General features: G+C 63.0%; 21 protein-coding genes and 1 pseudogene. 16 read left to right on the forward strand and 6 right to left on the reverse strand.

Translation table 11 applies throughout. The annotated features are described in order from the left end of the window. Nucleotides 1–54: 54 nt before the first annotated feature. From G3T16_RS12245 to G3T16_RS12255, 3 genes are all read right to left on the reverse strand, one after another. The gene (locus G3T16_RS12245) at nt 55–1,410 is read right to left on the reverse strand and encodes an MBL fold metallo-hydrolase (RefSeq protein WP_163495505.1); all 1,356 of its coding nucleotides are present in this window, start codon (nt 1,408–1,410) and stop codon (nt 55–57) included. Continuing rightward, the gene (locus G3T16_RS12250) at nt 1,407–2,324 is read right to left on the reverse strand and encodes a ribose-phosphate diphosphokinase (RefSeq protein WP_163495506.1); all 918 of its coding nucleotides are present in this window, start codon (nt 2,322–2,324) and stop codon (nt 1,407–1,409) included. The genes G3T16_RS12245 and G3T16_RS12250 overlap by 4 nt, the downstream gene beginning before the upstream one ends. Before the next feature lie 78 nt (nt 2,325–2,402). Further along, a complete protein-coding gene (locus tag G3T16_RS12255) occupies nt 2,403–3,905 on the reverse strand; it encodes a thymidine phosphorylase family protein (protein ID WP_163495507.1) in 1,503 nt (500 codons plus the stop codon). A gap of 128 nt (nt 3,906–4,033) precedes the next feature. Between G3T16_RS12255 and G3T16_RS12260 the strand changes: the two genes are divergently transcribed. The 4 genes from G3T16_RS12260 (at nt 4,034) to G3T16_RS12275 (ending at nt 9,603) form a co-directional block, all read left to right on the forward strand. Beyond that, a complete protein-coding gene (locus G3T16_RS12260; protein ID WP_197911657.1) occupies nt 4,034–4,954 on the forward strand; it encodes a prenyltransferase in 921 nt (306 codons plus the stop codon). Between the two features lie 220 nt (nt 4,955–5,174). Beyond that, a complete protein-coding gene (locus tag G3T16_RS12265) occupies nt 5,175–5,774 on the forward strand; it encodes a TetR/AcrR family transcriptional regulator (protein ID WP_163495508.1) in 600 nt (199 codons plus the stop codon). Between the two features lie 128 nt (nt 5,775–5,902). Further along, on the forward strand, nt 5,903–7,729 hold the full coding sequence (locus G3T16_RS12270) for a CocE/NonD family hydrolase (protein ID WP_163495509.1): 1,827 nt from the start codon (nt 5,903–5,905) through the stop codon (nt 7,727–7,729). After that, a complete protein-coding gene (locus tag G3T16_RS12275; RefSeq protein WP_163495510.1) occupies nt 7,726–9,603 on the forward strand; it encodes a CocE/NonD family hydrolase in 1,878 nt (625 codons plus the stop codon). The genes G3T16_RS12270 and G3T16_RS12275 overlap by 4 nt, the downstream gene beginning before the upstream one ends. On the opposite strand, the gene queG is transcribed toward G3T16_RS12275, so the two are convergent. Continuing rightward, nucleotides 9,604–10,716: a tRNA epoxyqueuosine(34) reductase QueG gene (queG, locus tag G3T16_RS12280; RefSeq protein ID WP_163495511.1), complete on the reverse strand. Its 1,113-nt coding sequence runs from the start codon at nt 10,714–10,716 to the stop codon at nt 9,604–9,606. It lies immediately after the preceding gene. Between the two features lie 100 nt (nt 10,717–10,816). On the opposite strand from queG, the gene G3T16_RS12285 reads away from it, so the two are divergent. The 12 genes and pseudogenes from G3T16_RS12285 to G3T16_RS12340 all read left to right on the forward strand — a co-directional run bounded on the left by G3T16_RS12285 (nt 10,817) and on the right by G3T16_RS12340 (nt 23,661). Then, entirely contained in the window at nt 10,817–12,316 is a 1,500-nt protein-coding gene (locus G3T16_RS12285; RefSeq protein ID WP_163495512.1) for an NAD(P)H-hydrate dehydratase, read from the forward strand. Continuing rightward, the gene (gene tsaE, locus G3T16_RS12290) at nt 12,313–12,843 is read left to right on the forward strand and encodes a tRNA (adenosine(37)-N6)-threonylcarbamoyltransferase complex ATPase subunit type 1 TsaE (RefSeq protein ID WP_163495513.1); all 531 of its coding nucleotides are present in this window, start codon (nt 12,313–12,315) and stop codon (nt 12,841–12,843) included. The genes G3T16_RS12285 and tsaE overlap by 4 nt, the downstream gene beginning before the upstream one ends. Continuing rightward, nucleotides 12,816–14,120, forward strand: coding sequence for an N-acetylmuramoyl-L-alanine amidase (locus G3T16_RS12295; protein WP_163495514.1), 1,305 nt, complete (start codon nt 12,816–12,818; stop codon nt 14,118–14,120). The genes tsaE and G3T16_RS12295 overlap by 28 nt, the downstream gene beginning before the upstream one ends. Before the next feature lie 20 nt (nt 14,121–14,140). Further along, complete coding sequence (gene mutL / locus G3T16_RS12300; RefSeq protein WP_163495515.1) at nt 14,141–15,946, forward strand: DNA mismatch repair endonuclease MutL; 1,806 nt, start codon at nt 14,141–14,143, stop codon at nt 15,944–15,946. Nucleotides 15,947–15,988: 42 nt separating this feature from the next. Next, nucleotides 15,989–16,939 (forward strand): tRNA (adenosine(37)-N6)-dimethylallyltransferase MiaA, encoded by a 951-nt coding sequence (gene miaA, locus G3T16_RS12305; protein ID WP_163497083.1) that lies wholly within the window; start codon nt 15,989–15,991, stop codon nt 16,937–16,939. A gap of 155 nt (nt 16,940–17,094) precedes the next feature. Next, a complete protein-coding gene (hfq, locus tag G3T16_RS12310) occupies nt 17,095–17,346 on the forward strand; it encodes an RNA chaperone Hfq (protein WP_163495516.1) in 252 nt (83 codons plus the stop codon). Between the two features lie 65 nt (nt 17,347–17,411). Then, nucleotides 17,412–18,683, forward strand: coding sequence for a ribosome rescue GTPase HflX (gene hflX, locus G3T16_RS12315; RefSeq protein ID WP_163495517.1), 1,272 nt, complete (start codon nt 17,412–17,414; stop codon nt 18,681–18,683). Between the two features lie 65 nt (nt 18,684–18,748). Then, nucleotides 18,749–19,915 (forward strand): FtsH protease activity modulator HflK, encoded by a 1,167-nt coding sequence (hflK, locus tag G3T16_RS12320; RefSeq protein WP_163495518.1) that lies wholly within the window; start codon nt 18,749–18,751, stop codon nt 19,913–19,915. Nucleotide 19,916: 1 nt separating this feature from the next. Further along, nucleotides 19,917–20,792, forward strand: coding sequence for a protease modulator HflC (gene hflC / locus G3T16_RS12325; protein WP_163495519.1), 876 nt, complete (start codon nt 19,917–19,919; stop codon nt 20,790–20,792). Nucleotides 20,793–20,957: 165 nt separating this feature from the next. Next, the gene (locus G3T16_RS12330; protein WP_232059062.1) at nt 20,958–21,161 is read left to right on the forward strand and encodes a DUF2065 domain-containing protein; all 204 of its coding nucleotides are present in this window, start codon (nt 20,958–20,960) and stop codon (nt 21,159–21,161) included. Nucleotides 21,162–21,174: 13 nt separating this feature from the next. After that, nucleotides 21,175–22,347, forward strand: a complete 1,173-nt coding sequence (locus G3T16_RS12335) for an ATP phosphoribosyltransferase regulatory subunit (RefSeq protein ID WP_163495520.1) — start codon at nt 21,175–21,177, stop codon at nt 22,345–22,347. 19 nt (nt 22,348–22,366) lie between these two features. Further along, nucleotides 22,367–23,661 (forward strand): annotated as a pseudogene (locus G3T16_RS12340) (adenylosuccinate synthase). Between the two features lie 256 nt (nt 23,662–23,917). Here the strand turns inward: G3T16_RS12340 and G3T16_RS12345 are convergent. Together G3T16_RS12345 and G3T16_RS12350 are read right to left on the reverse strand one after the other, a co-directional pair. After that, the gene (locus G3T16_RS12345; RefSeq protein ID WP_163495521.1) at nt 23,918–24,310 is read right to left on the reverse strand and encodes an MAPEG family protein; all 393 of its coding nucleotides are present in this window, start codon (nt 24,308–24,310) and stop codon (nt 23,918–23,920) included. A gap of 93 nt (nt 24,311–24,403) precedes the next feature. Further along, the gene (locus tag G3T16_RS12350; protein WP_232059063.1) at nt 24,404–24,850 is read right to left on the reverse strand and encodes a helix-turn-helix domain-containing protein; all 447 of its coding nucleotides are present in this window, start codon (nt 24,848–24,850) and stop codon (nt 24,404–24,406) included. Between the last annotated feature and the right edge of the window lie 47 nt (nt 24,851–24,897).

Raw genomic sequence — 24,897 nt, forward strand, 5'->3', positions numbered from 1 at the left:
CGTTTCGGCAAAGACAGAATTGAAGCGGGCATTTCTCTCAGTCATAGTCGCCCGTCAGATCCTGAGTATGGACCGGTATTCGGCTACGTCGACCTGCACGTCCAGGTGCTCCTGCAGATAGATCCGCATATTGTCTGCTGCTTCGGGTTCGCCGTGAACCAGTTTGACAGGCAGTCCTTGCTTGAGGTCGGAGGCCTTGAGCCACTCGGCTATGTCGACACAGTCGCCATGACCGGAGAGACCGTCTAGCATGACCACCCGCGCTTTGGCGGGAATGTATTCGCCGTGTATTTTGACCGAGTCCACGCCCTCCATCAGGCGGGCTCCGCGGGTACCACCGGCCTGATAACCGGTGAGCAACAGGGTGGTTCGGTGATTGGCCAGGAGCCGCTTCATGTGGTGCAGTATGCGCCCGCCGGTAATCATGCCACTGCCGGCGATAATAATATGCGGATAGGAGATATCGGCCAGTGCCTTGGACTCTTCTACACTGTGGGTATAGGTTACCGCTCTCATCATCCGCGCGCAGTCACTGTCGCTCAGGCGATGATGTCGGGCGTGGCTGTGGTAGATGCCCGACACATCAATGGCCATCGGACTGTCCAGATAAATGGGCACGGTGGGAATACGCTTGTCAGCCATCATGGTGGCCAGTAGGTGCTGCAATACCTGGGCACGGCCTACGGCAAAGCTGGGAATCAACAGCACGCCGCCGTTGGCTACGGTGTCTTTCACTATGCCGGCCAACTGATCCCAGGGGTCAGCCTCGGCGTGCCGGCGGTTGCCGTAGGTGGACTCGAGGATCAGTAAATCCAGCTCTGGCAGGGGTTCTGGCGGAAACATCATGATATCGTCCGGGCGGCCCACATCCCCGGAGAAGCATACGCGTTTGCCCTCGGCCTCGATAATGACACAGGCCGCTCCCAGTATGTGTCCGGCGGGATGCAGGTGGATGCGTAAATCGCCTACCTCGAACTGCTCGTGGAATTCCACGGTCTGGAACAGTTCCATGGCGTCCTCGGCTGTTTTCCGGTCATACAGCGGTTCGGGTTGCTGGTGCTTGCCGAGCTTGTGGCGGGCGTAAAAGCGCGCATCCTCTTCCTGGATATGGCCGCTGTCGGGCAGCAGAATACTGCACAGGTCACGGGTGGCGTGGTGGGTCAACACGGGGCCGCGATAACCCGCTTTGTACAGCCGGGGAATGTAACCCGAGTGGTCCAGATGGGCGTGAGTAAGCACAACCGCATCCAGTTTGTCCACGTCCACGGGTGGCGTCTGCCAGTTGCGTTCGCGCAGCCATTTGTAGCCCTGAAACAGTCCGCAGTCCACCAGAATGCGGGTATCGCCGCTTTCCACCAGGAATTTGGAACCGGTAACGGTTTCGGTGCCGCCCAAAAAGACAATGTTCATGCGCGGCGACTCCTGTCAGCAGCGGTTTGGGTGATCAACTCCAGTATGGGTTCCCGCAACAGTGGTGTCAGGTCGGCCAGATTGGAGGCATGAGGTATGGCGTTGGTGGTGATCAAACGACGAATACCCCGACTGTAAAGCATTCGGTCGACGCCGTCGGCAAAAATACCGTGAACTGCCGCGCAATCGATGTGCGCTATGCCCTGCTGCTGAAGTGCGCTGAGGGTTTGTAGGATGGTTTGCCCGCTGCTGATGACATCGTCGATGATCACCGCCGTGTGTTCCGTGTAGGCGGACAGATCGGGCAGGCTTACAGTGACGTCGCGATCGCCCCGGCGCACCTTCTGGCCGATGACACAGGGCTGGCCGACGGCATCCGCAATGGCCGCGACCCATTGTTCACTTTCGCTGTCCGGCCCCACCAGCAGCAGCCTGTCATCCTGGCTTACAAGCCATTTGGCGAGTGCCGGTGCGCCCTGCACCGTGGCGGTGGGGATGGAGTAAATTTCATCCAGGCGCCGATAGCGGTGCAGGTGAGGGTCTACCGTGACCAGCCAGTCCACTTCTTCGGACAGCCGCTCGGCAAAAAGGCGCGAAGTGATTGCCTCGCCTTCCATAAAACGCTTGTCCTGACGCATATAGCACAAATAGGGGGCCACCAGACCTACCGTGTTGGCGCCCAGTTCTCTCAGGGTGGCGGTGAGAAATGTCAGCGGCAGGTACTGGGCGTTGGGGTCTGCCAGATTGGCCAGCACCACACAGTCGCGGCCGGTGACCGGCGAGTCGATCCGCAGATAGCTTTCGCCATCGGGAAACAAGCGATAATTGACGGCCCCTGTCTCGGCGCCAAGAGCCATAGCCAGAGGTGCAAACAGTGGCAGCTCGGTACACAGGGAAAAGACAACGGGCGTCATGGGGTGCTCACGATACTCAATATTCCGAAAGGCCGGTAACCTTACAGCGTTTATGGTTTTATGCAAAGCGCCAACCTGCTAGCCGATCTCGAACATGTCCCGGTTCCGGCGATAGTAATTCAGGGCATAGTCCAGTTCCCCACCGGTAGCGGCGAAAAGCCGGGCCAGGGCTTGTCCGGATTCTACATCGGCGCCCAGTTTTACCGCCAGGCGCAGGCCGGAGACCGGTGAGTTGGGCGCGCCGGCCAGTTTGGCCAGCTGGGCCAGACGGCGGTTGTCGGTGCCTTGCAGCGTACCGGTGGCGCGCGCCTTGAGGGTCGTGGTGTGAGTGGCCTCGGGCAGGCTTTTCAAGCCGCCCTGGGCCAGGCAGATACGCTCGAACTGCTGCCATGCGCGGCCTGATTGCAATATGTTTCGCGCCTCCGACAGGCTTTTTGCCTCGTCTCTACCACTTGCCATTGACAGCAAGTGCGAGGCCAGCAGGCAGGCACGTTCGGCAAGATCCGCCGGTGCGGCGGGGTCATTGTTGAGTACAGCCAGTACGTCCCGTGCCTCTTCCACCGGACCTATGCCGTAACCGATGGTTTGGGAGCCGTCGGTGAGCACACAGTGTACTTTTACGCCCAGCGCGGTGGCGACAGTGGCAAACATTGTCGACAGACGTTCGGCGTGAGCCCTGTCGCGCACCTTGGCGGTCGGGCCCACCGGAATGTCGATGAGAATATGGGTGGAACCGGCGGCAATTTTCTTCGACAGCACCGAGGCCACGAGTTGGCCATCGCTGTCGATATCCAGCGCTTTCTCGATACGGATCAACAGGTCGTCGGTGGGGCTCAGGTTGATGCGTCCGCCCCAGACGAGACAGGCCCCCGTTTCGTGTACCACACGCTGCATCGACTCCAGCGGCAGATCCACCTCGGTCAGCACCTCCATGGTGTCGGCGGTGCCCGCCGGAGAGGTAATGGCGCGTGATGAGGTTTTCGGGATTACCAGTCCCGCCGCGCTGGCAATGGCGATCACGATCGGCGTGGTGCGGTTGCCGGGCAGGCCACCCACACAATGCTTGTCGTACACGAACGGGTAGTCGGGCCAGCTCAGGCGGGTACCCACAGCCACCATGGCGCGAGTCAGTTCGATCACCTCGTCAATGCTGAGGCGGTCCCCCGCGCAGGCCGTGAGGAAGCTGGCCACTTCGACATCCGAGTACAGGCGGCGGCCGATGTCGCCTATAATGGCCGCGATTTCCTCGGCGCAAAGTTCGTGTCCGTGGATCTTCTTGCGTAAATAACGCAGGGACCTCACCACCGGTGCGTGAGTAATGGCCAGCGGATCGCCGTCGTGCAGTTGCAAATAGTGCCAGGCGCTGCTGGACAGGCCTGCACTGCTCTCGGGCAGGAGGTCTCCTGCCACGATGTTGAGGGTGGCAATGATGTGGTGCCTGCCAGCGCTGACCTGGACGCGGGCGTTGGCGGTAAAACCCTCGGCCCGACAGACATCGCAGTCCCTGCGCATATACACTACGGGCTCTTCGTGAGTATCGATTCCCATATTGATGGCGTGCAGGGTTTGCGCCTGACTCATGTTGGCTCCCGGGTTGATTTCGCCTGAAATTAATCGCAGAGAACTGCGGCCTGTGAGAGCATAAGAGAAAAGCGAAGTGGTGACACGCTTTTAGACAATTTCCGAGACTGGCCGGGTTTGATACGTTTATGGTGGCTCTGTTTAAGGTCCTTGGCGGCGTGGCGCGTCTGCCCTTTCTAACACTCACGGTCGTCTGTATAAGCCTGGCGACAACAGCCGCCTGGTATCAGCAAGCGGCCCCCTCCGCAGAGCTCGTCGTGCTGGTTTTTGGCATGGCGCTGGCGGCGCATATCAGTGCCAATGCACTGAATGAATATTTTGACTTTCGTTCCGGGCTGGATTTTCTGACCCGGCGCTCTCCCTTCAACGGCGGCAGCGGCACACTGGTGGCGCAGCCAAACCAGGCCCCGCTGGCATTGGGCCTGGGTATATTGAGCCTGATCCTGGTCTGCGCAGCCGGGCTCTGGCTCAGCGCACTGCAGAGCTGGCATTTGTTGTGGCTGGGAATTCCCGGGGTCGCGTTGATTTATACCTACACCCAGTACCTGAACAAGCATCCACTACTGTGCCTGATTGCACCGGGATTGGGTTTTGGCGGCTTCATGACGCTGGGCGCTTACTGGGTCTTGGCCGGCCAGGTGGATGCCATGGCGCTGAGCCTGGCGACTTTGCTGGCACTGCTGATCAGCAATTTGCTGCTGCTCAATCAATTTCCCGATGTGGAAGCTGATCGCCAGGTAGGCCGCCGGCATCTTCCCATTGTGCTGGGGCGAACGGGCAGTGCAGTTGTCTTCACCGTGATATTGGCCGCCACTTACCTATTGTTGGTGGTGTTTGTCTGGCAGGGATGGCTGCCTCGGCAGAGCTTGTTGGCCCTGTTCAGTCTGCCTCTGGTTTGGCCCTTGGTACGCAAGCTGTTTCGCTATGCCGAGCAGGTCGAACATCTGACGCCTGTGCTGGCACTCAATACCATACTCACCCACGTACTGCCCGCGCTGTTGTTGCTGGGCCTGGTCTGGGCGGGCTTCAGCCCGGCCACCGACGTTTAGCTGCGGCTCGCGCCTTGCCATGGGTGCGAATCCATCACTTTCATTTTGTTCCACTACTTCCGGGTTGCAGTGCTCGTGGGTCCCGATGACATAAAGAAAGTGTTATATTTCTTTATGTGGGGGCAGCTTGCCGCGGGGCCTGTATGTCCGAAGCCGCCACCAGAATTATTATCGGGAATGGTCTCCATTTTGATCGGGACCTTCACTGACAGGAGATTTCGTGCCTAAACGCAGCAAAGAGTACATGGCGGCCCGCCGCAACCATATTCTGGATGCGGCGCTCCAGTGTTATATCGATCACGGTTTCGACAAGATGTCACTGGCTGAGATATGCGCAACCGCAGGCATCAGCATGGGTGCGTTCTACAAGCACTTCAGGACCAAACACGAGGTCATACTGGCCCTGGCTGATCGCTCCCTCAGTGAGCAACAACTGGTCTTCTTCCCTGGACTGGCGGCGTTTCGCGACTATTTGGTCGAGATTTTTCTCGAATTTGACACTCGCAGACGCTGTGACGCGGCCCGTGCCGACCTGCAGTTGATCAATCTCAGCTTCCATGATGACAGCTTGCGTGAGCGCGCCAGAAAATCGCTGGAACAAGGTGAAGCGCACTTGTACGAAGCCATGAAAGACCTGCGCCAGCGGGGGGAAATCCGCGCTGACTACGACGTTCGCAACGGGGCCCGGATCCTGCACCTGCTGCTCTCGGGTCTGGTGCTGACCAAGGTCATAGACCCCTCCTGGTCAGCCGGTGACGCCGTGCCGATCGTGCAGGCGGAAATTGCCAGGATGGCGCCAGAAGGCTCCGGGCTATCGTAATCCCGGGGCGTCAGCCAAACCCCTGACAGCTATCATCCGGTCCGGTGTCCAAAAAGGGCGGATATTCATTGACTCCAACAAAAAAAGCATATACTTTCTTTTAAGACTAACGATATCAGGAGTAAACCATGAATATCCGGGCTGAAGAACCGAGCTTCGCCAATACCCTGCTCCGCGCCGCCGCGCTGCTCCTGCTGCCCCTGCTGGCAGTGATGCCGCCGGTGCAGGCCGCAGATTCCACCCCCCGCATGGAAGCTCCTGCCGAGCCGCTTGCGCCAATCAGGCAGCTGTTTGATCTGCGTACCCCGATGCGCGATGGCGTCGAGCTGTCCGCGGACGTGTGGCTTCCGGCAGAGCAGGGCCGCTACCCGGTAATCCTGCTTCGCACGCCCTACATAAAAACCATGCCCATGGCAGAACTACCGCAGCTGGCGGCCTATTTCGCCAGGCAGGGCTATGCCTTCGTGATTCAGGATGTGCGCGGACGCGGCGATTCAGAGGGCGAGTTCAACTTCTTCTTCCAGGAGGGCGAAGACGGTCATGACACCGTCGAGGCGCTGGCTGATGCGAGCTGGTCCAACGGCAGGGTCTGCATGATGGGGGTGTCCTACTGGGGCACCGTGCAATGGCTGACAGCCAGAGAGCGCCCCTCGGGCCTTGCCTGTATTGCGCCGACCTCACCGGCCGGGAAGTATCTGGACGAGCTGCCCTACAACGGCGGCGCCTTCATGATGGCCTGGGCACTTTTCTGGCTCAATGACACCGCGGGCCGCATCAGCCAGGGTCCCAATGCTGCGACGCTGGATTGGGAGTCGATCTACAATCACCGTCCGCTAATCACCATGGACGAGGCCATGGGCCGCAAGATGCGCCTCTATCGGGAGTTCCTGACCCACCACACCATGGATGACTACTGGAAGCGCGTGCAGTTTACCGCGGCTGACTTTCGCAAGCTTGACCTGCCGGTGCTGACGATCGCCGGCTGGTTCGACGGCGACCAGCCCGGCACCCTGTTTTATTGGCAGGGCATGAACGAGCATTCGCCATCGAAGCATGACCGGCACCTGGTCATCGGTCCCTGGACCCACATCCAGTCCTTTCTGGGCGGCGAAACCGAGGTCGGGGACATGTCTTTCAGCGAGGATTCGGTGCTGGACATGAAGCAGCTGCACCTGGATTTTTTCAATCGTTATCTGAAGCAGTCCAGCGACAGTTTCGATCAGCCCAGAGCCCGCCTGTACATGACGGGCCGCAACCAGTGGTTGTCGCTGGATCAGTATCCGCTGACCGACGTGACCCCTACCCGGCTCTACCTGGCCAGCAGCGGCAACGCCCAGCAGCAGCCCGGCGGCAATCTCAGCCTTGATCCGCCCACGACAGACGGTACCGACCGGTATACCTATGACCCCCGCAACCCGGTGCCGCTCGACCTGATGGCGACGGGGCCCTATGACCGGCAGACCGTTCAGCAAAGAGAAGACGTGCTGATCTACACCACCGCGCCGCGGCAGGAAGCCCTGGACGTGGTAGGGCCGGTTTCCGTCGAGCTCTTTGCCGCGTCCGATGCCCGGGACACGGATTTCACCGCCGCGGTACTGGACGTCCATCCCGATGGTAGCGCCGTACCCCTGGGCCCGAAAACCGTGGGCATCATCCGTGCCCGCTATCGCAACGGCCTGGCCCAGACCGAATTGCTGACCCCTGGCAAGGTGGAGCGCTACACCATTGAGCTGGGCCACATCGCGCACTCCTTCCAGCCGGGCCACAGCATACGGGTGGAGATCTCCAGCAGCGCCTTTCCGATGTACAACCCCAACCAGAATACCGGCAATCCGGTGGCCACTGACACCGAATGGCGCAGCGCCCGACAAACGATACATCACTCCCCCGAGCATCCCTCTGCATTGGTGTTGCCGGTGGCAGATATCGACGCGCTGGTGGAGCAGCAGCCATGAGCACACTCCTGCGGGCCTGCAGCCGCGCCAGCGCGGCCATACTATTACTGCTATGCATTGGGCCGCTGTACGCCGGGGAGGCCGCCGGCCCGCCCGATGATCCGATACACCGTTTCGACACCCAGGTGGCGATGGTGCCCATGCGGGATGGCACCCGGCTGCGCACTGTCATTTACACGCCGCGAGGTAACAGCCAGGACCTGCCGGTGCTGTTCTGGCGCAGTCCCTACGATGTATCGCGGGTCGGCGCCGGCAATCCGGCCGGCTCAATCTTCCACACCGGCCTGCGGGAGCTGGTCGACGACGGGTATATTTTCGTGTTCCAGGATATTCGGGGCAGGCACGGCTCGGAAGGCGAGTTCGTCATGCTGCGTCCTTCCAGGGACAGGGACGATCCGCGGGCAGTAGACGAGAGTAGCGATGCCTATGACAGCATAGAATGGCTCATGAACAAGCTGCCGTCCCACAATGGCCGGGTCGGCATGCTGGGTGTGTCGTATCCCGCCTGGCTCGCGGTGATGGCGGCAGTCGACCCGCATCCGGCCCTGGCCGCTATTTCGCCCCAGGCCTCCCCGGCGGACGTCTACATCGGCGACGACTTTTTCCACAACGGCGCCTTCCGTCTCAGCTACGGCTTTGAGTATGTCGCATTCATGGAGCGCGAATCCGGTGCCGATGTATTTGACTTCGGCATGGAGGACACCTACGACTGGTATCTCCGGCTCGGCAGTCTGCGCCATGTAAAACAACGCCATTTTGCGGACATGGCAACAACCTGGGACGATTTCGTTGCCCACCCTGACTACGACAACTTCTGGCGCGCACGGGCCGTGGTGCCACAGCTCGGGAAGATCCGCGTTCCCAGCCTGACGGTGGGTGGCTGGTACGACGCGGAGGACGGTTATGGTCCCTACCGACTGTACCAGGCGTGGCAGGACGGCGACGACAACGACATGAACCATCTGGTGATTGGCCCCTGGACCCACGGCATCTGGTTGTGGGACGACGGCCGCAAGATTGCGGAGCTGGATTTTGAAAGTGCCACCGCCAGCCATTTCCGGCGCAACATCATGGCCCCCTGGTTTGCGCGGCAACTCAAGGACAAAGGCGACACCGACATGGCCGCGGTGCAGTTGTTCCAGACCGGCGCCAACCAGTGGCAGCAGTTCGATGAGTGGCCAGCGCCAGAGACTGTCGAGAAACGGCTGTATCTGGGCGCGCAGGGTCGCTTGTCGTTTACCCCGCCCAACACCGATCAGGAGAGGGCCGCTGACAGTTATGTCTCCAACCCGGCAGATCCCGTGCCCTATCGCCCGCGTCCCATCGGCCACATGTTTGCCGGCCCCGACTGGGGCCAGTGGCTGACGCAGGACCAGCGCTTCCTGGCGGGCCGGGACGATGTTGTGGGCTGGGTGAGCGAGCCGCTGGAGGAGGACATCGCGTTGTCCGGCAATGTCATCAGCCACCTGTTTGCCTCTACCACCGGCAGCGATGCGGACTGGGTAGTGAAACTGATCGACGTCTATCCCGGCGATTATTCCGCGGACCCGGCAATGAGTGGCTACCAACTGATCGTGGCGGGCGAGATCCTGCGTGCGCGCTACCGCAACGGCCTGGAATCAGCCGAACCGCTGGAGCCGGGCAAGGTCGAGGAGTACCGCATTGACCTGCAGCCGCGCCACCACCTGTTCCGCAAGGGCCACCGGATCATGGTGCAGGTGCAGAGCTCCTGGTTCCCGCTGTTCGATCGCAACCCGCAGACCTTTGTCGACAACATCTTCAATGCCCGGGACCGCGACTTCCGTGCTGCCACGCACACCATTCACCGCTCCAGCCGCTTCCCCTCCCATATACGGCTGCAAACACTGCCCTGATCAGGTGTCACGCCAGCGCAGCGCACCGCTGGCCCCGGGAGGCTGGCTGCTGCCATGGCGCTGCAGCGCCCAGGCAACGTGCTCGCGCACCAGTGCCGAAGGCGAGTCCACACGGCTGCGCAGCGCGTCGATCACGGCTGCGGTGGTGGGCGCGTTGCCGAGCGCGACGGCGATATTGCGCAGCCAGCATTCGTGGCCGATGCGGCGAATCGCGGAGCCTTCGGTGCGGGCCAGGAAGGTGGCCTCGTCCCAGCCAAACAGCTCGATCAGGTCCCGGTCCTGCAGCTGGTGCCGCGGCTGGAAGTCGTCCTCGGTGGTGCTGCGGGCGAACTTGTTCCAGGGACAGACCAGCTGGCAGTCATCACAGCCGAAGATCCGGTTGCCCAGCAGTGGCCTCAGCTCGGGATCTATGCTGCCGCGGTGTTCAATGGTGAGGTAGGAGATGCAGCGGCGGGCATCCAGCTGATAGGGGCCGACGAAGGCGTTGGTGGGGCAGATATCCAGGCAGGCGGTACAACTGCCGCAATGCTTGCTCTGCTGGGGTGGATCCGCCGCCAGCGGCAGGTCCGTGTAGATCTCGCCGAGGAAGAACCAGGAGCCGGCGCGTTCATTGATCAGCATCGTGTTCTTCGCGATCCAGCCCATGCCGCCCCGTTCGGCGATGGCGCGCTCCAGTACCGGCGCGCTGTCGACGAAGGCGCGATACTGGCCGCGGCCGGCGCTGTCCTGCAGGCGCTGGGCCAGCTGAGACAACCTTTTGCGCATCAGTTTGTGATAGTCGCGGCCCAGTGCATAGCGGGAGATATAGGCCTTCTCCGGCGCAGCCAGTATCTCCAGCGGCCGGGTGTCCTCGCTCAGGTAGTCCATGCGCAGGCTGATGACACGGCAGGTATCCGGCACCAGTTCGGCCGGGCGCGAGCGTTTGTGGCCGTGGCGGGTCATGTAGTGCATGCTGCCGTGATATCCTGCGTCCAGCCATTTCTGCAGATAGGCCTCGTGCTCGCCCAGTTCGATATCGCTGACCTGCAGTTGGGCAAAGCCCAGTTCGGTGGCCCAGTCCTGTAGCTGGGCGCGCAGGCGTTGCTGGCTTTCCGGGGGCAGTGAATGCGGCATGGGACTGGGCTGCGGCGGCGCGGGGCGCCTATAATTTGGGGAATGACATGATGCCAAGGGCGCTTAGTGTAGCAGCACCGGCCCGGCTTTGGCGACGAGGATGAAACAGGTGTTTGACTGGACAGGACTGGAGACGCTGTACAGCGCCGGGGAAACCCGCGAGCTGGACCGTCACGCGATCGAGGACTTCGGCATTGCCGGCGCCACGCTGATGGCGCGCGCCGCCGCGGTCGCTTTCGATCACCTGCTGGCCGCCTGGCCGCAGCCCTCCCTGCTGCAGGTGTTCTGTGGTACCGGCAATAATGGCGGCGACGGCTTCCTGTTGGCGGACCTGGCGCACAAGCGCGGCATTCCGGTCGCAGTCTGGCAGCTGGGTGACCCCGACAAAATGCGCGGCAGCGCCGCTCGCGCGCGGGACCAGGCCCTGGCCCATGGCGTTGCGGTGGAACCCTGGCGCCCCGGCTCTCTGCGCCCGGAAGGCGTACTGGTGGATGCGATGCTGGGCACTGGCCTGCGCGGCGAGGTGGGATCTCCCTGGAGCGACGTCATTGCCAGCTGCAACGAGTCCGGTCTGCCCATCCTGGCGGTCGATATCCCGTCGGGCCTGTGTGCCGATACCGGGCGCCGGCTCGGCACCAGTATCAGGGCCGATCTGACTGTCACGTTCATCGGCCTCAAGCGCGGCCTGTTTACCCTCGACGGTCCCGATTGCTGCGGGGCACTGGAATTTTCTGATCTGGCAGTGCCGGCCGGTGTCTACCAGCGGGTAGCGGCCAGTTGCCGGCGTCTGGAGCTGGAGCAGTTGCTGCCACAGTTTCCCGCCCGCCCTGCCAATGCCCACAAGGGCCGCTATGGGACTGTACTGGTCGTGGGCGGTGATTACGGCATGGGCGGCGCGGTGGCGCTGGCTGCGGAGGCCGCCCTGCGTGCCGGTGCGGGCCTGGTACGGGTGGCTACCCGGTCGGAACATGTCTCCGCGATCATTGCCCGGACCCCGGAGGCGATGCCGGTCGGCGTTGCCTCGGGGCAGGCGCTGCAGCCATTGCTGGAGAGCGCCGATGTGCTGGTGGTCGGCCCCGGTCTGGGACAGGGCCCGTGGGGGCAGCAGTTGCTGCAAGTGATCGCCATGGCCGACCAGCCCTGCGTGCTCGATGCCGATGGCCTGAACCTGCTGTCGCTGGGGCAGGTGTTGCCGTTGCAGCCGCGACCGGGGTGGATATTCACGCCCCACCCGGGCGAGGCGGCCCGACTGCTGGGCAGCAGTACCGCCGCGGTACAGGCAGACCGCTTTGCCGCAGTCGCCGCGCTGCAGCAGCGGCTGGGAGGCACAGTACTGCTCAAGGGCAATGGCACTCTTGTCAGCGACGGTGAGCGCTGTTTGCTCAGTGACTATGGCAACCCCGGCATGGCATCCGGGGGTATGGGTGATGTTCTGAGCGGCCTGATCGGTGCCCTGCTGGCCCAGGGCTTGGCTGGAATCGAGGCGGCAGCGCTGGCGGCCGCCCTGCACGGCGCGGCGGCCGATGCCGCGGCGGCGCAGGGTCAGCGCGGCCTGCTGGCGAGTGATTTGATGCCGCAACTGCGGGGGCTGCTGGGATGAACTCGTCTGCTGTGCAGTATCTGGCTGCCGATGAAGCAGAAATGATGCGGCTGGGGGCGAAGCTGGCCGCGGCCAGCGAACCTGGGCTGGTAATCTATTTACAGGGCGAACTGGGTGCAGGGAAAACTACCTTCAGTCGCGGTTTCATCCGGGCCCTGTGCCACCGCGGTACGGTCAAGAGTCCCACCTACACGCTGGTGGAGCCCTATAGTGCCGGCACTCTGGAAATCTACCATTTCGATCTGTACCGGCTGGGCGATGCCGAGGAGCTGGAGTTCATGGGAGTGCGGGACTACTTCGGCGACCACAGTCTGTGCCTGGTGGAATGGCCCGAGCGCGGTGAGGGAGTTTTGCCCCCGGCCGATTTAGTGATTACTATAGCTGTAATCGGTGCCGGGCGAAGTCTGCGGGCGCATGCGGGCTCGGAAATCGGGCGCGCAGTTCTGCAACATTGGCACTGCGGGCCTGATCATCGGGACCAATCTGGAGCGGGAGAAAAATGGGCAGGGCGTTCTGGGTCCGTGTGATCCTGGGTTTGCTGGTGGCGTCCGCTGTCGAGGCGGCAGACGTGCACGATGTGCGCCTGTGGCGGGCCCCTGACCACACCCGTATCGTCTTTGATCTCACCGCTCCGGCGGAGCACCGCCTGCTGACCCTGAAGGACCCGGCGCGCATCGTGCTGGATATTACCGACACTGCGCTGAAGGCCAGCCTGACCTCATTGCCGCTGGAGAATACCCCCATCACCCTGGTCCGCTCCGGCATCCGTGACGGCGACGACCTGCGGGTCGTGTTCGATATCAATGCGGCGGTGGATCCACGCAGTTTTGCACTGAAGGCCAATGCGCAGGCGGGCGACCGGCTGGTATTGGACCTGTATGACCGGGATGCGAAGACGGAAACAACGGTCAGGAAGAGCACCGCGGAATCATCCCGGCGCGACATCGTCATAGCCATCGATGCAGGTCACGGCGGCGAGGATCCCGGCGCCATCGGACCCAATCGGTTGCGGGAAAAAGATGTGGTGATGGCGATTTCACGGGAGCTGTATGCCCTGTTCGAGCGCGATGCCGGCTTCAAACCCACCCTGATTCGCAGCGGCGACTACTACATCAGCCTGAAGGGCCGGCGCGACCTGGCACGTCAACGCCAGGCCGACCTGTTTGTATCGGTGCATGCCGACGCGTTCAAGCGGCGGGAGGCCAACGGGGCATCCGTGTATGCACTCTCCATCAGTGGCGCGACCAGTACTGCCGCCAGCTATCTGGCCCAGCGCGAGAACGAAGCCGATCTGGTCGGGGGCGTGCGCCTGTCAGACAAGGATGAACTGCTCGCCGGGGTACTGGCGGACCTGTCGATGACCTCCACGCTGGATACCAGCCTGAAGCTCGGCGACAAGGTGTTGCGCCGGGTCGACACCATTGCCCACCTGCACAAGCGCAATGTAGAGCAGGCCGGCTTTGCGGTATTGAAGTCACCGGACATACCGTCAATTCTGGTGGAAACCGGCTTCATCTCCAATCCCGGCGAGGCCCGCAAGCTCGGCACTTCGACGTACCAGAAAACCGTGGCCCGGGCGATACATGCGGGCATCCGCGACTGGTTCATGGATCAGCCGCCGCCCGGTACCCTGGTCGCCTGGCAAAAGCAGCAGGGAGGCCGCGAGTACATCATCGCCCGCGGTGATACACTGTCGGCCATCGCCCAGCGCTTCAAAGTACCCCTTGCCCGGCTCAGGGACCACAATGGTCTCGATGACTCGCGTATCATGGTGGGGCAAACGCTGAAAATTCCTACCACCTGAGTCCCGCGGCACCGTATTCAATGTCACGTATTCATTCCCTCAGCCCGAGGTTAGCCAACCAGATTGCCGCCGGTGAGGTGGTCGAACGACCGGCTTCAGTGGTCAAGGAAGTGCTGGAGAACAGCCTTGATGCCGGCGCGACCCGGGTGGAGATCGAAATCGAGGCCGGCGGCAGCAAGCTGATTCGCATCCGCGACAACGGTGATGGCATCGAGCCCGAGGACCTGCCGTTGGCGCTGGCGCGCCACGCCACCAGCAAGATCGTGTCGCTGGAGGATCTGGAGGCGGTGGGCAGCCTGGGTTTTCGCGGCGAGGCGCTGGCCAGCATCGGCTCCGTCTCGCGACTGACCCTGACCAGCAATCACCGGCCGGACGGCAGCGAGGGTTGCGCCGCCCTCTGCGAGGGCCGGGAGATGACGGTGCAGCTGCGGCCGGCGCCACACCCACGCGGCACAACCGTGGAAGTGCGGGATCTGTTTTTCAATACCCCCGCCAGACGCAAGTTCCTGCGTACGGAAAAAACCGAATTCAACCACATTGAAGAGGTGGTCAAGCGGCTTGCCCTGTCGCGCTTCGAGGTGGATTTCAGTCTGCGTCACAACGGCAAGGTCATCCATCAGCTGCGCGGTGCCACCAGTACCGCGGAACGGCAGCGGCGGGTGGCGGCGGTCTGCGGGCCGGCTTTCATGGAGCAGGCCGTCCAACTGGAAACAGACCGTGGCGAGTTGCGGCTGTGGGGCTGGACAGGGCTGCCGACTTTCTCCCGCAGCCAGACGGACCTACAGTACTTCTTTGTCAATGGCCGCGTCATCCGCGACAAGCTGGTGGCCCACGCGGTCAAGCAGGCCTATCGCGATGTGCTCTATCACGGTCGTCACCCGGCTTTCGTGCTCTACCTGGAGCTGGACCCCGCCCAGGTGGATGTGAACGTGCATCCGGGCAAGCACGAGGTACGCTTCCGTGACAGCCGGGCCGTGCACCAGTGTGTATTCGGCGCCCTGCACCGGGCGCTGGCAGATGTGCGTCCCGCCGTGGACTCGCCGGCCGTGGCGACCCCGGAGGGGCTGGCAGTGGATACGGCCACCGGAGAAATCGCGCGGCAGCCGGGGCTGGCCTGGGGCGCCACCGCGCGCGGTTACAATCCGGCCCCGGCCCCCGCACCGGGACGGGCGATGGAGCAGTTGCGCAGTTACGGCATGCTGCACGCGGGCGAGCTGGCACCACAGGAGCAGCCGGAGGACGCGCCACCGCTGGGCTATGCCCTGGCCCAGCTCAAGGGCATCTATATTCTGGCGGAAAACAGCGCGGGGCTGGTGCTGGTGGACATGCATGCTGCCCACGAGCGGATCACCTATGAGCGGCTCAAGACTGCCCGCGACCGCGACGGCATCCGCAGCCAGCCGCTGCTGGTACCTCAGGCGGTAGCGGTCAGCCAGCGAGAGGTGGCGCTGGCTGCCGACAATGCCGCCCTGTTCGAGCGCCTGGGCATGAAGGTGGATGTTGCCGGCGAAGAAGCGTTGCTGATTCGCGAGATTCCGGTGGCGCTGCGCGACTCGGATATCGAGGCGCTGCTGCGCGACGTGTTGTCAGACCTGGCCGAATACGGCAGTTCGGACCGGATCGAGGCTCATCTGGATGAGATTCTCTCGACCATGGCCTGCCATGGTTCAGTGCGCGCCAACCGCCGTCTTTCGGTGCCGGAGATGAATGCACTGCTGCGCGATATGGAAGAGACCGAACGTGCAGGCCAATGCAACCACGGCCGGCCCACCTGGACCGGGATGTCGCTGGAAGAGCTGGACAAATTGTTCCTGCGGGGACGCTGAGTGGCAGCGACCGACGGAGACAGGCCGCTGCTGTTGTGCCTGATGGGGCCGACCGCGGCGGGCAAGACGGATCTCGCCATCGAGCTGGCCGCAGCCCTCGACGGCGAGTTGGTCAGCGTCGACTCCGCACTGGTCTACCGCGGCCTGGATATCGGCAGCGCCAAACCCGACTTTCCCCACCACCTGGTGGACATCCGCGACCCCGCCGACAGCTATTCGGCGGCGGATTTTGCCGTGGATGCAGACCGGGTGGTCACGGACATTGTGGCCCGCGGCAAGACCCCCATCCTGGTCGGTGGCACAATGCTGTATTTTCGCGCCTACCTGGAAGGGCTGGCGCCGATGCCGGCAACCGACCCGGCAGTGCGTGCGGCGGTCGAGGCCGAGGCGGTCCGGGAGGGCTGGCCGGCACTGCATGCTAGGCTGGCGCAGGTCGACCCCGAGGCGGCCGCCCGCATCCATCCCAACCACTCCCAGCGCATCGGCCGGGCGCTGGAAGTATACCGCAGCAGCGGTATCAGCCTGAGCCAGTGGCAACAGCGCGGTACGACAGGCGTCGCTGCCACGCAGCAGTTTCGCATCCTGCAACTGGCGATCTGCCCCGCCGAGCGGGCCCTGTTGCACCGCCGGATCGAGCTGCGCTTCCGGCAAATGATGGCGGCGGGGCTGCTGGACGAGGTACGGCAGTTGCGCCGGCGACCGGACCTGCATCCCGGCCTGCCGGCTCTGCGGACGGTGGGCTACCGCCAGCTGTGGCGCCACCTGGAGGGACAGTGCAGCCTGGAGGAGGCAATACAGCAGGGCATCGCCGCGACCCGGCAACTGGCGAAGCGTCAACTCACCTGGCTGCGCAAGTGGCCGCAACTACATTGGCTGCTGACGGACGAGGCAGGGAACGTTTGCCCGTCCGGGGAGTCAGAGGTGGCGGGTAGTCGTGCAGCGCAAAAACCGCTGCACGCCGCCTTGAACTATATCGGGCTCGCCCCAATGTAGTACAGCAAACCTGATCTATACTATTGCAGGTGGTAACCAACGAACGAAGGTCCGAGGTCCACTCCGACCGGCAGCCTGGCGTAGCTGCCCGGGGTGAACAGAGACTGCCACTCTAATTTTATTGGGCTCCAATTGAGCCGACCAAGGAGAGAATTATGTCAAAAGGGCACACGCTACAAGACCCTTACCTGAATATATTGCGTAAGGAACGCGTTCCAGTCTCAATCTACCTCGTGAATGGCATCAAGCTGCAGGGCCAGATCGAGTCATTCGACCAGTTTGTCGTGTTGTTGAAGAACACGGTGAGCCAGATGGTCTACAAGCATGCCATCTCCACCGTGGTTCCGTCCCGGGTGGTGCGCATGCCGCTGCAGAATCCGCCGGAAGACGATGAAGTCGAAAGCTGAGCTGCACTCCGCGCAGCCGGGCGCAAGTCTGGCTGTCGCTTCCTTGACCCGCCGCCGAGGCCCGCTTGTTCTTTGACCGTCCCGCTTCGGGAGAGCGCGCCGTGCTCGTGCATCTCAACCTGGCCAGCGAGGATGAGCGCGAGGATCCGCGCGAGTTCGAGGAGCTGGTATTGTCTGCCGGCGGCGATCCGGTAAGTTTTGTCATGGGGCAGCGCCAGGCGCCGCACCCACGCACCTTCGTCGGCAAGGGCAAGCTGCAGGACATTCTGGCCGAGGTGCAGCAGCACGAGGCCGAGATCGTGATGTTCAACCACGCCCTGAGCCCCAGCCAGGAGCGCAACCTCGAGCGTGAGCTCAAGTGCCGGGTGCTGGACAGGACCGGCCTGATTCTCGATATCTTCGCCCAGCGGGCCCGTACCCACGAGGGCAAGCTGCAGGTGGAGCTGGCACAGTTGCAACATGCCAGCACTCGTCTGGTGCGTGGCTGGACCCACCTGGAGCGGCAGAAGGGCGGGATCGGCCTGCGCGGGCCCGGGGAGACCCAGCTGGAGACCGACCGCCGGCTGCTGCGCGCCCGGATCAAGTCCATTACTGGCCGGCTGCAGAAAGTGCGCCGCCAACGCGACCAGGGGCGCCGCTCCCGGCAGCGGGCGGAGGTGCCGACGATCGCGCTGGTGGGCTATACCAACGCCGGCAAGTCCACCCTGTTCAACCGCCTGACTACGGCTGAGGTCTACGTCGCCGATCAGCTGTTTGCCACCCTGGATCCGACCCTGCGCCGGCTGCAGCTGGATGAGGTGGGCGCGGTGGTGCTGGCCGATACGGTGGGTTTCATCGCCCATCTGCCGCACAAACTGGTAGAGGCCTTCAAGGCCACTCTGGAAGAAACTGTCAGCGCCGATCTGCTGCTGCATGTCATCGACGCCACTGCGGAATCCCGCGAAGACAATATGGCTCAGGTCCAGGCAGTGCTGGAGGAGATCGGTGCCGGCGGGATTCCGCAGCTGCAGGTCTTCAACAAGCTCGACCTGCTGGAGCAGGAGCCGCGCATCGACTACGACGCCAGCGGCAGGCCGGAACGGGTCTGGCTGAGTGCCGCCACCGGTGCTGGCTGCGACCTGCTGTTGACAGCGATCACCAGCCTGGTGGGGGAGGACATGATAGAGCAGGAATTACAGCTGGAGCCGGAGCAGGGGCGGCTGCGCGCCGCACTGTACCAGCTCGGAGCGGTGTCGGCAGAGCAGTACGGGGCCGATGGCGTTTCCCATCTGAGCGTGCGCTTGCCGCGAGCTGACTGGAACCGCCTGCTGGGACAGGAGGCCGGGCCAGTTGCCTGAACGATGTCTCACCTGCCGTGCAAAAATTTTGTTAGACTGAATGACTTTGATAACAGGAGTGCAGCATGGCCTGGAATGAACCGGGTGGGGGCAACAACAAACCCAAGGATCCCTGGGGCGGCGGCGAACAGGGTCCGCCCGATCTCGACGAAGCCCTGAAGAAACTGCAGCAGAAGCTGGGCGGGCTGTTCGGTGGCCGCGGCAGTGGCGGGGGCAAGCCCGGTCGTGGCCGCGGCGGGATCCCGGCCGGCCTGGTGCTGGTATTGGCGCTGGTGGCCGTGGTGGTCTGGGCGCTGATGGGGCTGTACCAGGTCGATCAGCAGGAGCGGGCCGTGGTGCTGCGCTTCGGCAAGTACCAGCAGACGGTAATGCCCGGGTTGCAATGGAATCCGCCGCTGATCGACGAGGTGATCAAGGTCAACACGACCCGGGTCCGGGCCGCCACCTTTCGGGAAATCATGCTGACCCAGGACGAGAACATCGTCGAGGTGCGGATGTCCGTGCAGTACGTGATTGACGATCCCACCAGCTTTGTACTGCGGGTGCGCGATCCCGAAAGCTCATTGCACAACGCGTCCCAGAGCGCCCTGCGCCATGTCGTGGGTGACACCAGCATGAATATGGTGTTGACGGAGGGCCGGGCCCGCATCGGGGTCGAGGTCACCGAGCGTCTGCAGCGTTACATTAACATGTATGAAACAGGTATTCGCGTGGTCAAGGTCAACATCGATGAATCCAAGCCGCCGACCCAGGTGCAGGCCGCATTTGACGATGTGATCAAGGCTCGGGAGGACGAGGAACGGCTGAAAAACGAGGCCCAGGCCTATGCCAACGGCATTGTGCCCGAGTCCCGCGGCCGTGCCCAACGCGTGATCGAGGAGGCCAGCGCCTACCGCGAACAGGTGGTGGCCGAAGCCGAAGGTGAGGCGGAACGCTTCAGCAGGCTGCTCAAGGAATATGCCAAGTCGCCGGAGGTGACCCGCGAGCGTCTGTATCTGGACGCAGTGCAGCGGGTGTTCAGCAACACCAACAAGGTCATGGTGGACGTGGAGGGCGGCAACAACATCATGTACCTGCCGCTGGACAAGATGGTGGAAAAGTCGGGCTCCAGCATGCCTGCCAGCCGTGGCAGCCGTTTGGACACCAGCAGCATTCGTGACCTGACCAACGCCGTCACGGAGCAGCTGCGTCTCGACGCCGCTGCAGCCAACAGCCGCAGAGGAGGTCGCTGATATGGGTGGCAGAGGTATGACCTGGATGCTCGTCGCGGTGCTGGCACTCTTTGTGCTCAGCAATGCCATTTACGTGATCAAGGAAACCGAGCGCGGTGTGCTGCTGCGCTTTGGTGAGGTGGTCGACCCGGATCTGAAGCCGGGACTGCACATCAAGATCCCGTTCGTCAACAATGTACGCAAGTTCGAGGGCCGGCTGCTGACGGTGGACTTTACCGCCGAGCGTTTTTTCACCCAGGAGCAGAAAGCCCTGATCGTGGACTCCTACGCCAAGTTCCGGGTGGCCAATACCGAAAAGTTCTACACCGCGACCAACGGTGAAGAGGCGCGGGCGATTGCGCTGCTGGGCCAGCGCATCAATGATGGCCTGCGCAACGAGGTCGCCGTGCGGACCATCCAGGAGGTGGTCTCCGGGCAGCGGGACGAGCTGATGTCGAGCCTTACCGAGAGCCTGTCGGAGCTGGCATTGAATGAATACGGCGTGGAAGTCGTGGATGTCCGGGTCAAGCAGATCGACCTGCCGCCGGATGTCTCCGAGTCGGTGTACCAGCGCATGAACGCAGAGCGGGAAAAGGAAGCGCGTGAACACCGCTCGCTGGGTCAGGAACTGGCCGAAGGTATCCGGGCAGCAGCGGACCGCGAGGTCACGGTGATCGAGGCCAACGCCTACCGGGACGCCGAGCTGATCCGTGGTGAGGGTGATGCGCAGGCTACGGCAATCTACGCCGGCGCCTTCAACCGGGATCGCGAGTTCTATTCCTTTACCCGCAGCCTGAGAGCCTACCAGGATTCCTTCCAGGGCAGTGGGGATATAATGCTGTTGGCGCCCGACAGCAAGTTCTTTCGCTACCTGAAGGATTCCAGCGGCGGCAATTAAGCCCAAAAATCACAGCCGCCTGGGCGCGGCTGTGATAGAATTCTGTAACCGTGGGATTCGGCGTTGTCACTCACATACGCCGGGCTCGCGGTTTTTTTATGGTCGTGGCAACCGGCTCCGCGATTGTGGCAAACAGTGCGCCACCAGGGCCGGGCTGGCGTCGGAGTGAAAGTAGAGGTGGATTTCTGGCAGGTACTGCCGGTGGCGCTGGCCCTGGTGCTGGTGATCGAGGGCCTGCTGCCCTTCATCAGTCCGCAGCGCTGGCGCCAGATGGTCGCCGCCGTGGCACAGCTGGAGGACCGGCTAATCCGCAATGTCGGCCTCGGCAGCATGCTGCTGGGGCTGGCGTTATTGTATTGGGTCCAGTAGGCAGGATTGCGGTATGACAAGGGTGGATCGCTGGCAATTGCCAGATGGGGTGGAGGAAGTTCTCCCCGCTCAGGCACTGATCGTTGAGGGTTTGCGGCGACGGTTGCTGGACCTTTATCACAGTTGGGGCTACCGCCTGGTCATTCCTCCGCTGATGGAATTTACCGAGTCGCTGCTGATCGGCCTGGGCCGGGATCTGGACCTGCTCACATTCCGCATGACCGACCAGCTGAGTGGTCGTACCCTGGGCGTCCGTGCGGATATCACCCCGCAGGTGGCCCGGATCGATGCCCACAGCCTGGCGGAAGTCGGGGTGACCCGACTGTGCTATGCCGGCTCGATTCTTCACACCCGCCCCAAATCCCTGATGGCATCCCGCTCCCCGATCCAGCTCGGGGCAGAGCTCTATGGCGACAGCAGCCTGGCCGCCGACGTTGAAATCATCCGGCTGATGCTGGCCACACTGGACAGCGCCGGGCTACAGGATGTGACCCTGGATCTCGGCCATGTCGGGGTCTACGAAGCAGTACTGGCCGCGGCGGAGCTGGACCAGGAGCAGGAGGCCACCGTGTTTGACGCCCTGCAGCGCAAATCGCGACCCGATCTCGCACTGGCCCTGGCAGGCAGCCCGGCTGCGGTGGTGGAGCTGATTACCGGCCTGCTGGACCTGCACGGCGACGAAAACGTGCTTGCCCGGGCCCGGCAGCAATACCAGCAGCGCGCTCCGGCCGCACTGGCAGCGGTGACCGCGCTGGAGCAGACCGCCGCGGCGATACGCCGCCAGCGGCCGCAGTTGGGGATCTATTTCGACCTGGCCGAGCTGCGCGGCTACCACTACCACACCGGCATGGTCTTTGCGGCCTATGTCCCGGGCCATGGCCAGGCGCTGGCCAACGGTGGCCGTTACGACGATGTCGGCAAGGTGTTTGGCCGGGCGCGGCCGGCCACCGGCTTTGCCACCGACCTGAAGGCGCTGACGACGCTGCTGCCACTGGCGCAGACCGACCGTGGCGCCATCAGTCTGCCCCCGTCCGAAGATCCCGCGCTGCTGGTGCGGGTAGAGCAGCTGCGCGCGGCCGGGGAGGTCGTGATCCACAGCCTGGCCGGAAAACACGACCCCCGCTGTAACCGGCAACTGGTCGAACAGCAAGGTGAGTGGCTGCTGCAGCCGCTCGAATCTGACTAACCACGCGAGCACGCAAGCCATGAGCAAGAATGTAGTCGTCCTGGGCACCCAGTGGGGTGATGAGGGCAAGGGCAAGATCGTCGATCTGTTGACCGACCAGGCCAGCACCGTGGTGCGCTTCCAGGGTGGCCACAATGCCGGTCACACCCTGGTCATCGATGGCAAGAAGACGGTGCTGCACCTGATACCCTCCGGCATCCTGCGTGCCGGCGTACAGTGCCTGATAGGCAACGGGGTGGTACTGGCTCCGGACGCCCTGTTGCGCGAAATCGGTGAGCTGGAAGCAAACGGCGTTCCGGTGCGCGAGCGCCTGCGCATATCGCCGTCCTGCCCCTGATTCTGCCCTATCATGTGGCCCTGGATGTGGCTCGCGAATTGCGGCGGGGCAATGACAAGATCGGCACTACCGGCCGCGGCATCGGCCCGACCTATGAAGACAAGGCGGCCCGCCGTGGCGTCCGGCTGGGCGATCTCAAGGACCCGGAGCGTTTCGCCCAAAAGCTGGAAGAAGTCATGGATTACCACAACTTCCAACTGCAGCACTATTACAAGGCGGCGCCAGTCGATTACCAGACGGTGCTGGAGGAAACGCTGGCGATGGCCCAGGAATTGCTGCCGATGGTAGCCGACGTGACCGCGCTGCTGCACGAATGCCGCAAGACCGACGCCAACATCATGTTCGAGGGCGCCCAGGGTTCCCTGCTGGATATCGACCACGGTACCTACCCGTTTGTAACCAGCTCCAACACCACCGCCGGCGGCACCGCGACCGGTTCCGGCTTCGGGCCCCTGTTTCTGGACTACGTGCTGGGCATTACCAAGGCCTACACCACCCGGGTCGGGTCCGGACCCTTTCCCACCGAACTGTTCGACGCCGCCGGCACCCACCTGGCTACCCGCGGCCACGAATTTGGCGCCACCACCGGCCGGCCGCGGCGCTGCGGCTGGTTCGACGCCGTGGCCCTGCGCAATGCGGTCAACATCAACTCCGTGTCGGGCCTGTGCCTGACCAAGCTGGATGTGCTGGACGGGTTGGAGACCATCCAGATCTGCGTCGGCTATGCGGATGCCGACGGCAACCCGGTGCCCAACCCGGTGGATTCAGACGATTACGACGGGCTGGTACCGGTGTACGAGGAGGTGCCGGGCTGGAGCGACTCAACCCTCGGGGCCCGCACACTGGCGGAGCTGCCCCGGGCTGCGCTCGACTACATCCACAAGATCGAAGAGGTGGTGGGCGCGCCGATCGACATCATTTCCACCGGTCCGGACCGGATGGAAACCATCGTCCTGCGTCATCCCTTCGACGTCTGAGCTGGGGGAGCATACCAATATTGCCTTTGCGGGGAGGGCGGTTTCTGTAAGGTTTTGGACTTCGTAGCCCGGTCAACATCCCGGGAGGGTGCTTTCGAGACACGCCGTGAACCCATCCATGGGGGCTCGGATGCGACATCCATGTCGCATACGGTCTCGAAAGCACCCTCCCGGGACGCTGACCTGCCACCGGAGCGGACCAAAAATAAGCGCCCTCCCCGCAAAGGTGATATTGGCACCTCGGCTTTAAAGGGGGCTAGAATCCCGGCAGTCTCGGCACGATACCCCACAGCGCGGTGAGCAGCAGGCCGGCATTGGCCAGCGCTCCGATGATCATGCCCGGGCCGCGCCTGGCGGGATCCCTGACGTAGCTGTGGCGATACAGCTGGCGCCCCATCAGAAACAGCAGGCCCAGGCCCGCCGCTACCCAGGGAGGGTCGAAATAGATCGCGCTGAGCCACAGGGCGGGCAGGGTGATCACCAACTGCTCCAGCGTATTCATTTGTACCCGGTAGGCACGCTCGAAACCCTCGTTCCCGGTTACTGCGGGCGCCATCACCCCCGCGCGGGCCCGCTGGGCTCCGCACAGGCTGAGAAACGCAAAATACTGAGCCAGCAGTAATACTGTTACCAGCGCGACCAATGCCATTGACGCCTCCGTGTCTGAGTGGGAAGCGTCACTTATACCGTCCGTCACCGGCGCTTGTCCAGTGTCGTGATCCTGCCGCGATGGTTGCAGGCATCAGAAATGACGCAGCTTGTACTCGCTGAAGCTGATGCCGGTCCAGCGCCGGAAGGCGCGATAGAAGCTGTTGACTTCGAGGTAGCCCAGTTCATCGGCCAGGCATTTACCGGGCAGCCAGCTGCCGCGCAGTTTCTGTTCGCAGCGATACTGGCGTGCCCGGTCCAGCAGAAACTGGTAGTGCGTGTGATCGTGGCGCAGCCGCCGGCGCAAGGTGGTGCAGCTCATCCCCAGTTGCTGGGCCACCGAATCTGCCCGCAGCCGCGACAGATCGCCCCGCAGCAGGATGTGCAACACCCTGTCGGTGGTGCGTGATTGATAGAGATAGCGCGAGGGGCCTTGGCTGTGGTCCCCGGAGAGTGCCGGGGTCGGTTGAATGTTTTCCATAACCAGAACGTCCTTGTCGAGGTTGTTGTCGGTAGTGTCATTGGCTCGCAGTCCTTCCATGGACTTGTGATCGGCCCGGCGCCAGGGGGCGGGCCGAATGTAAAAGA

It is taken from the genome of Kineobactrum salinum (assembly GCF_010669285.1).
GTDB classification, from domain to species: domain Bacteria; phylum Pseudomonadota; class Gammaproteobacteria; order Pseudomonadales; family Halieaceae; genus Kineobactrum; species Kineobactrum salinum.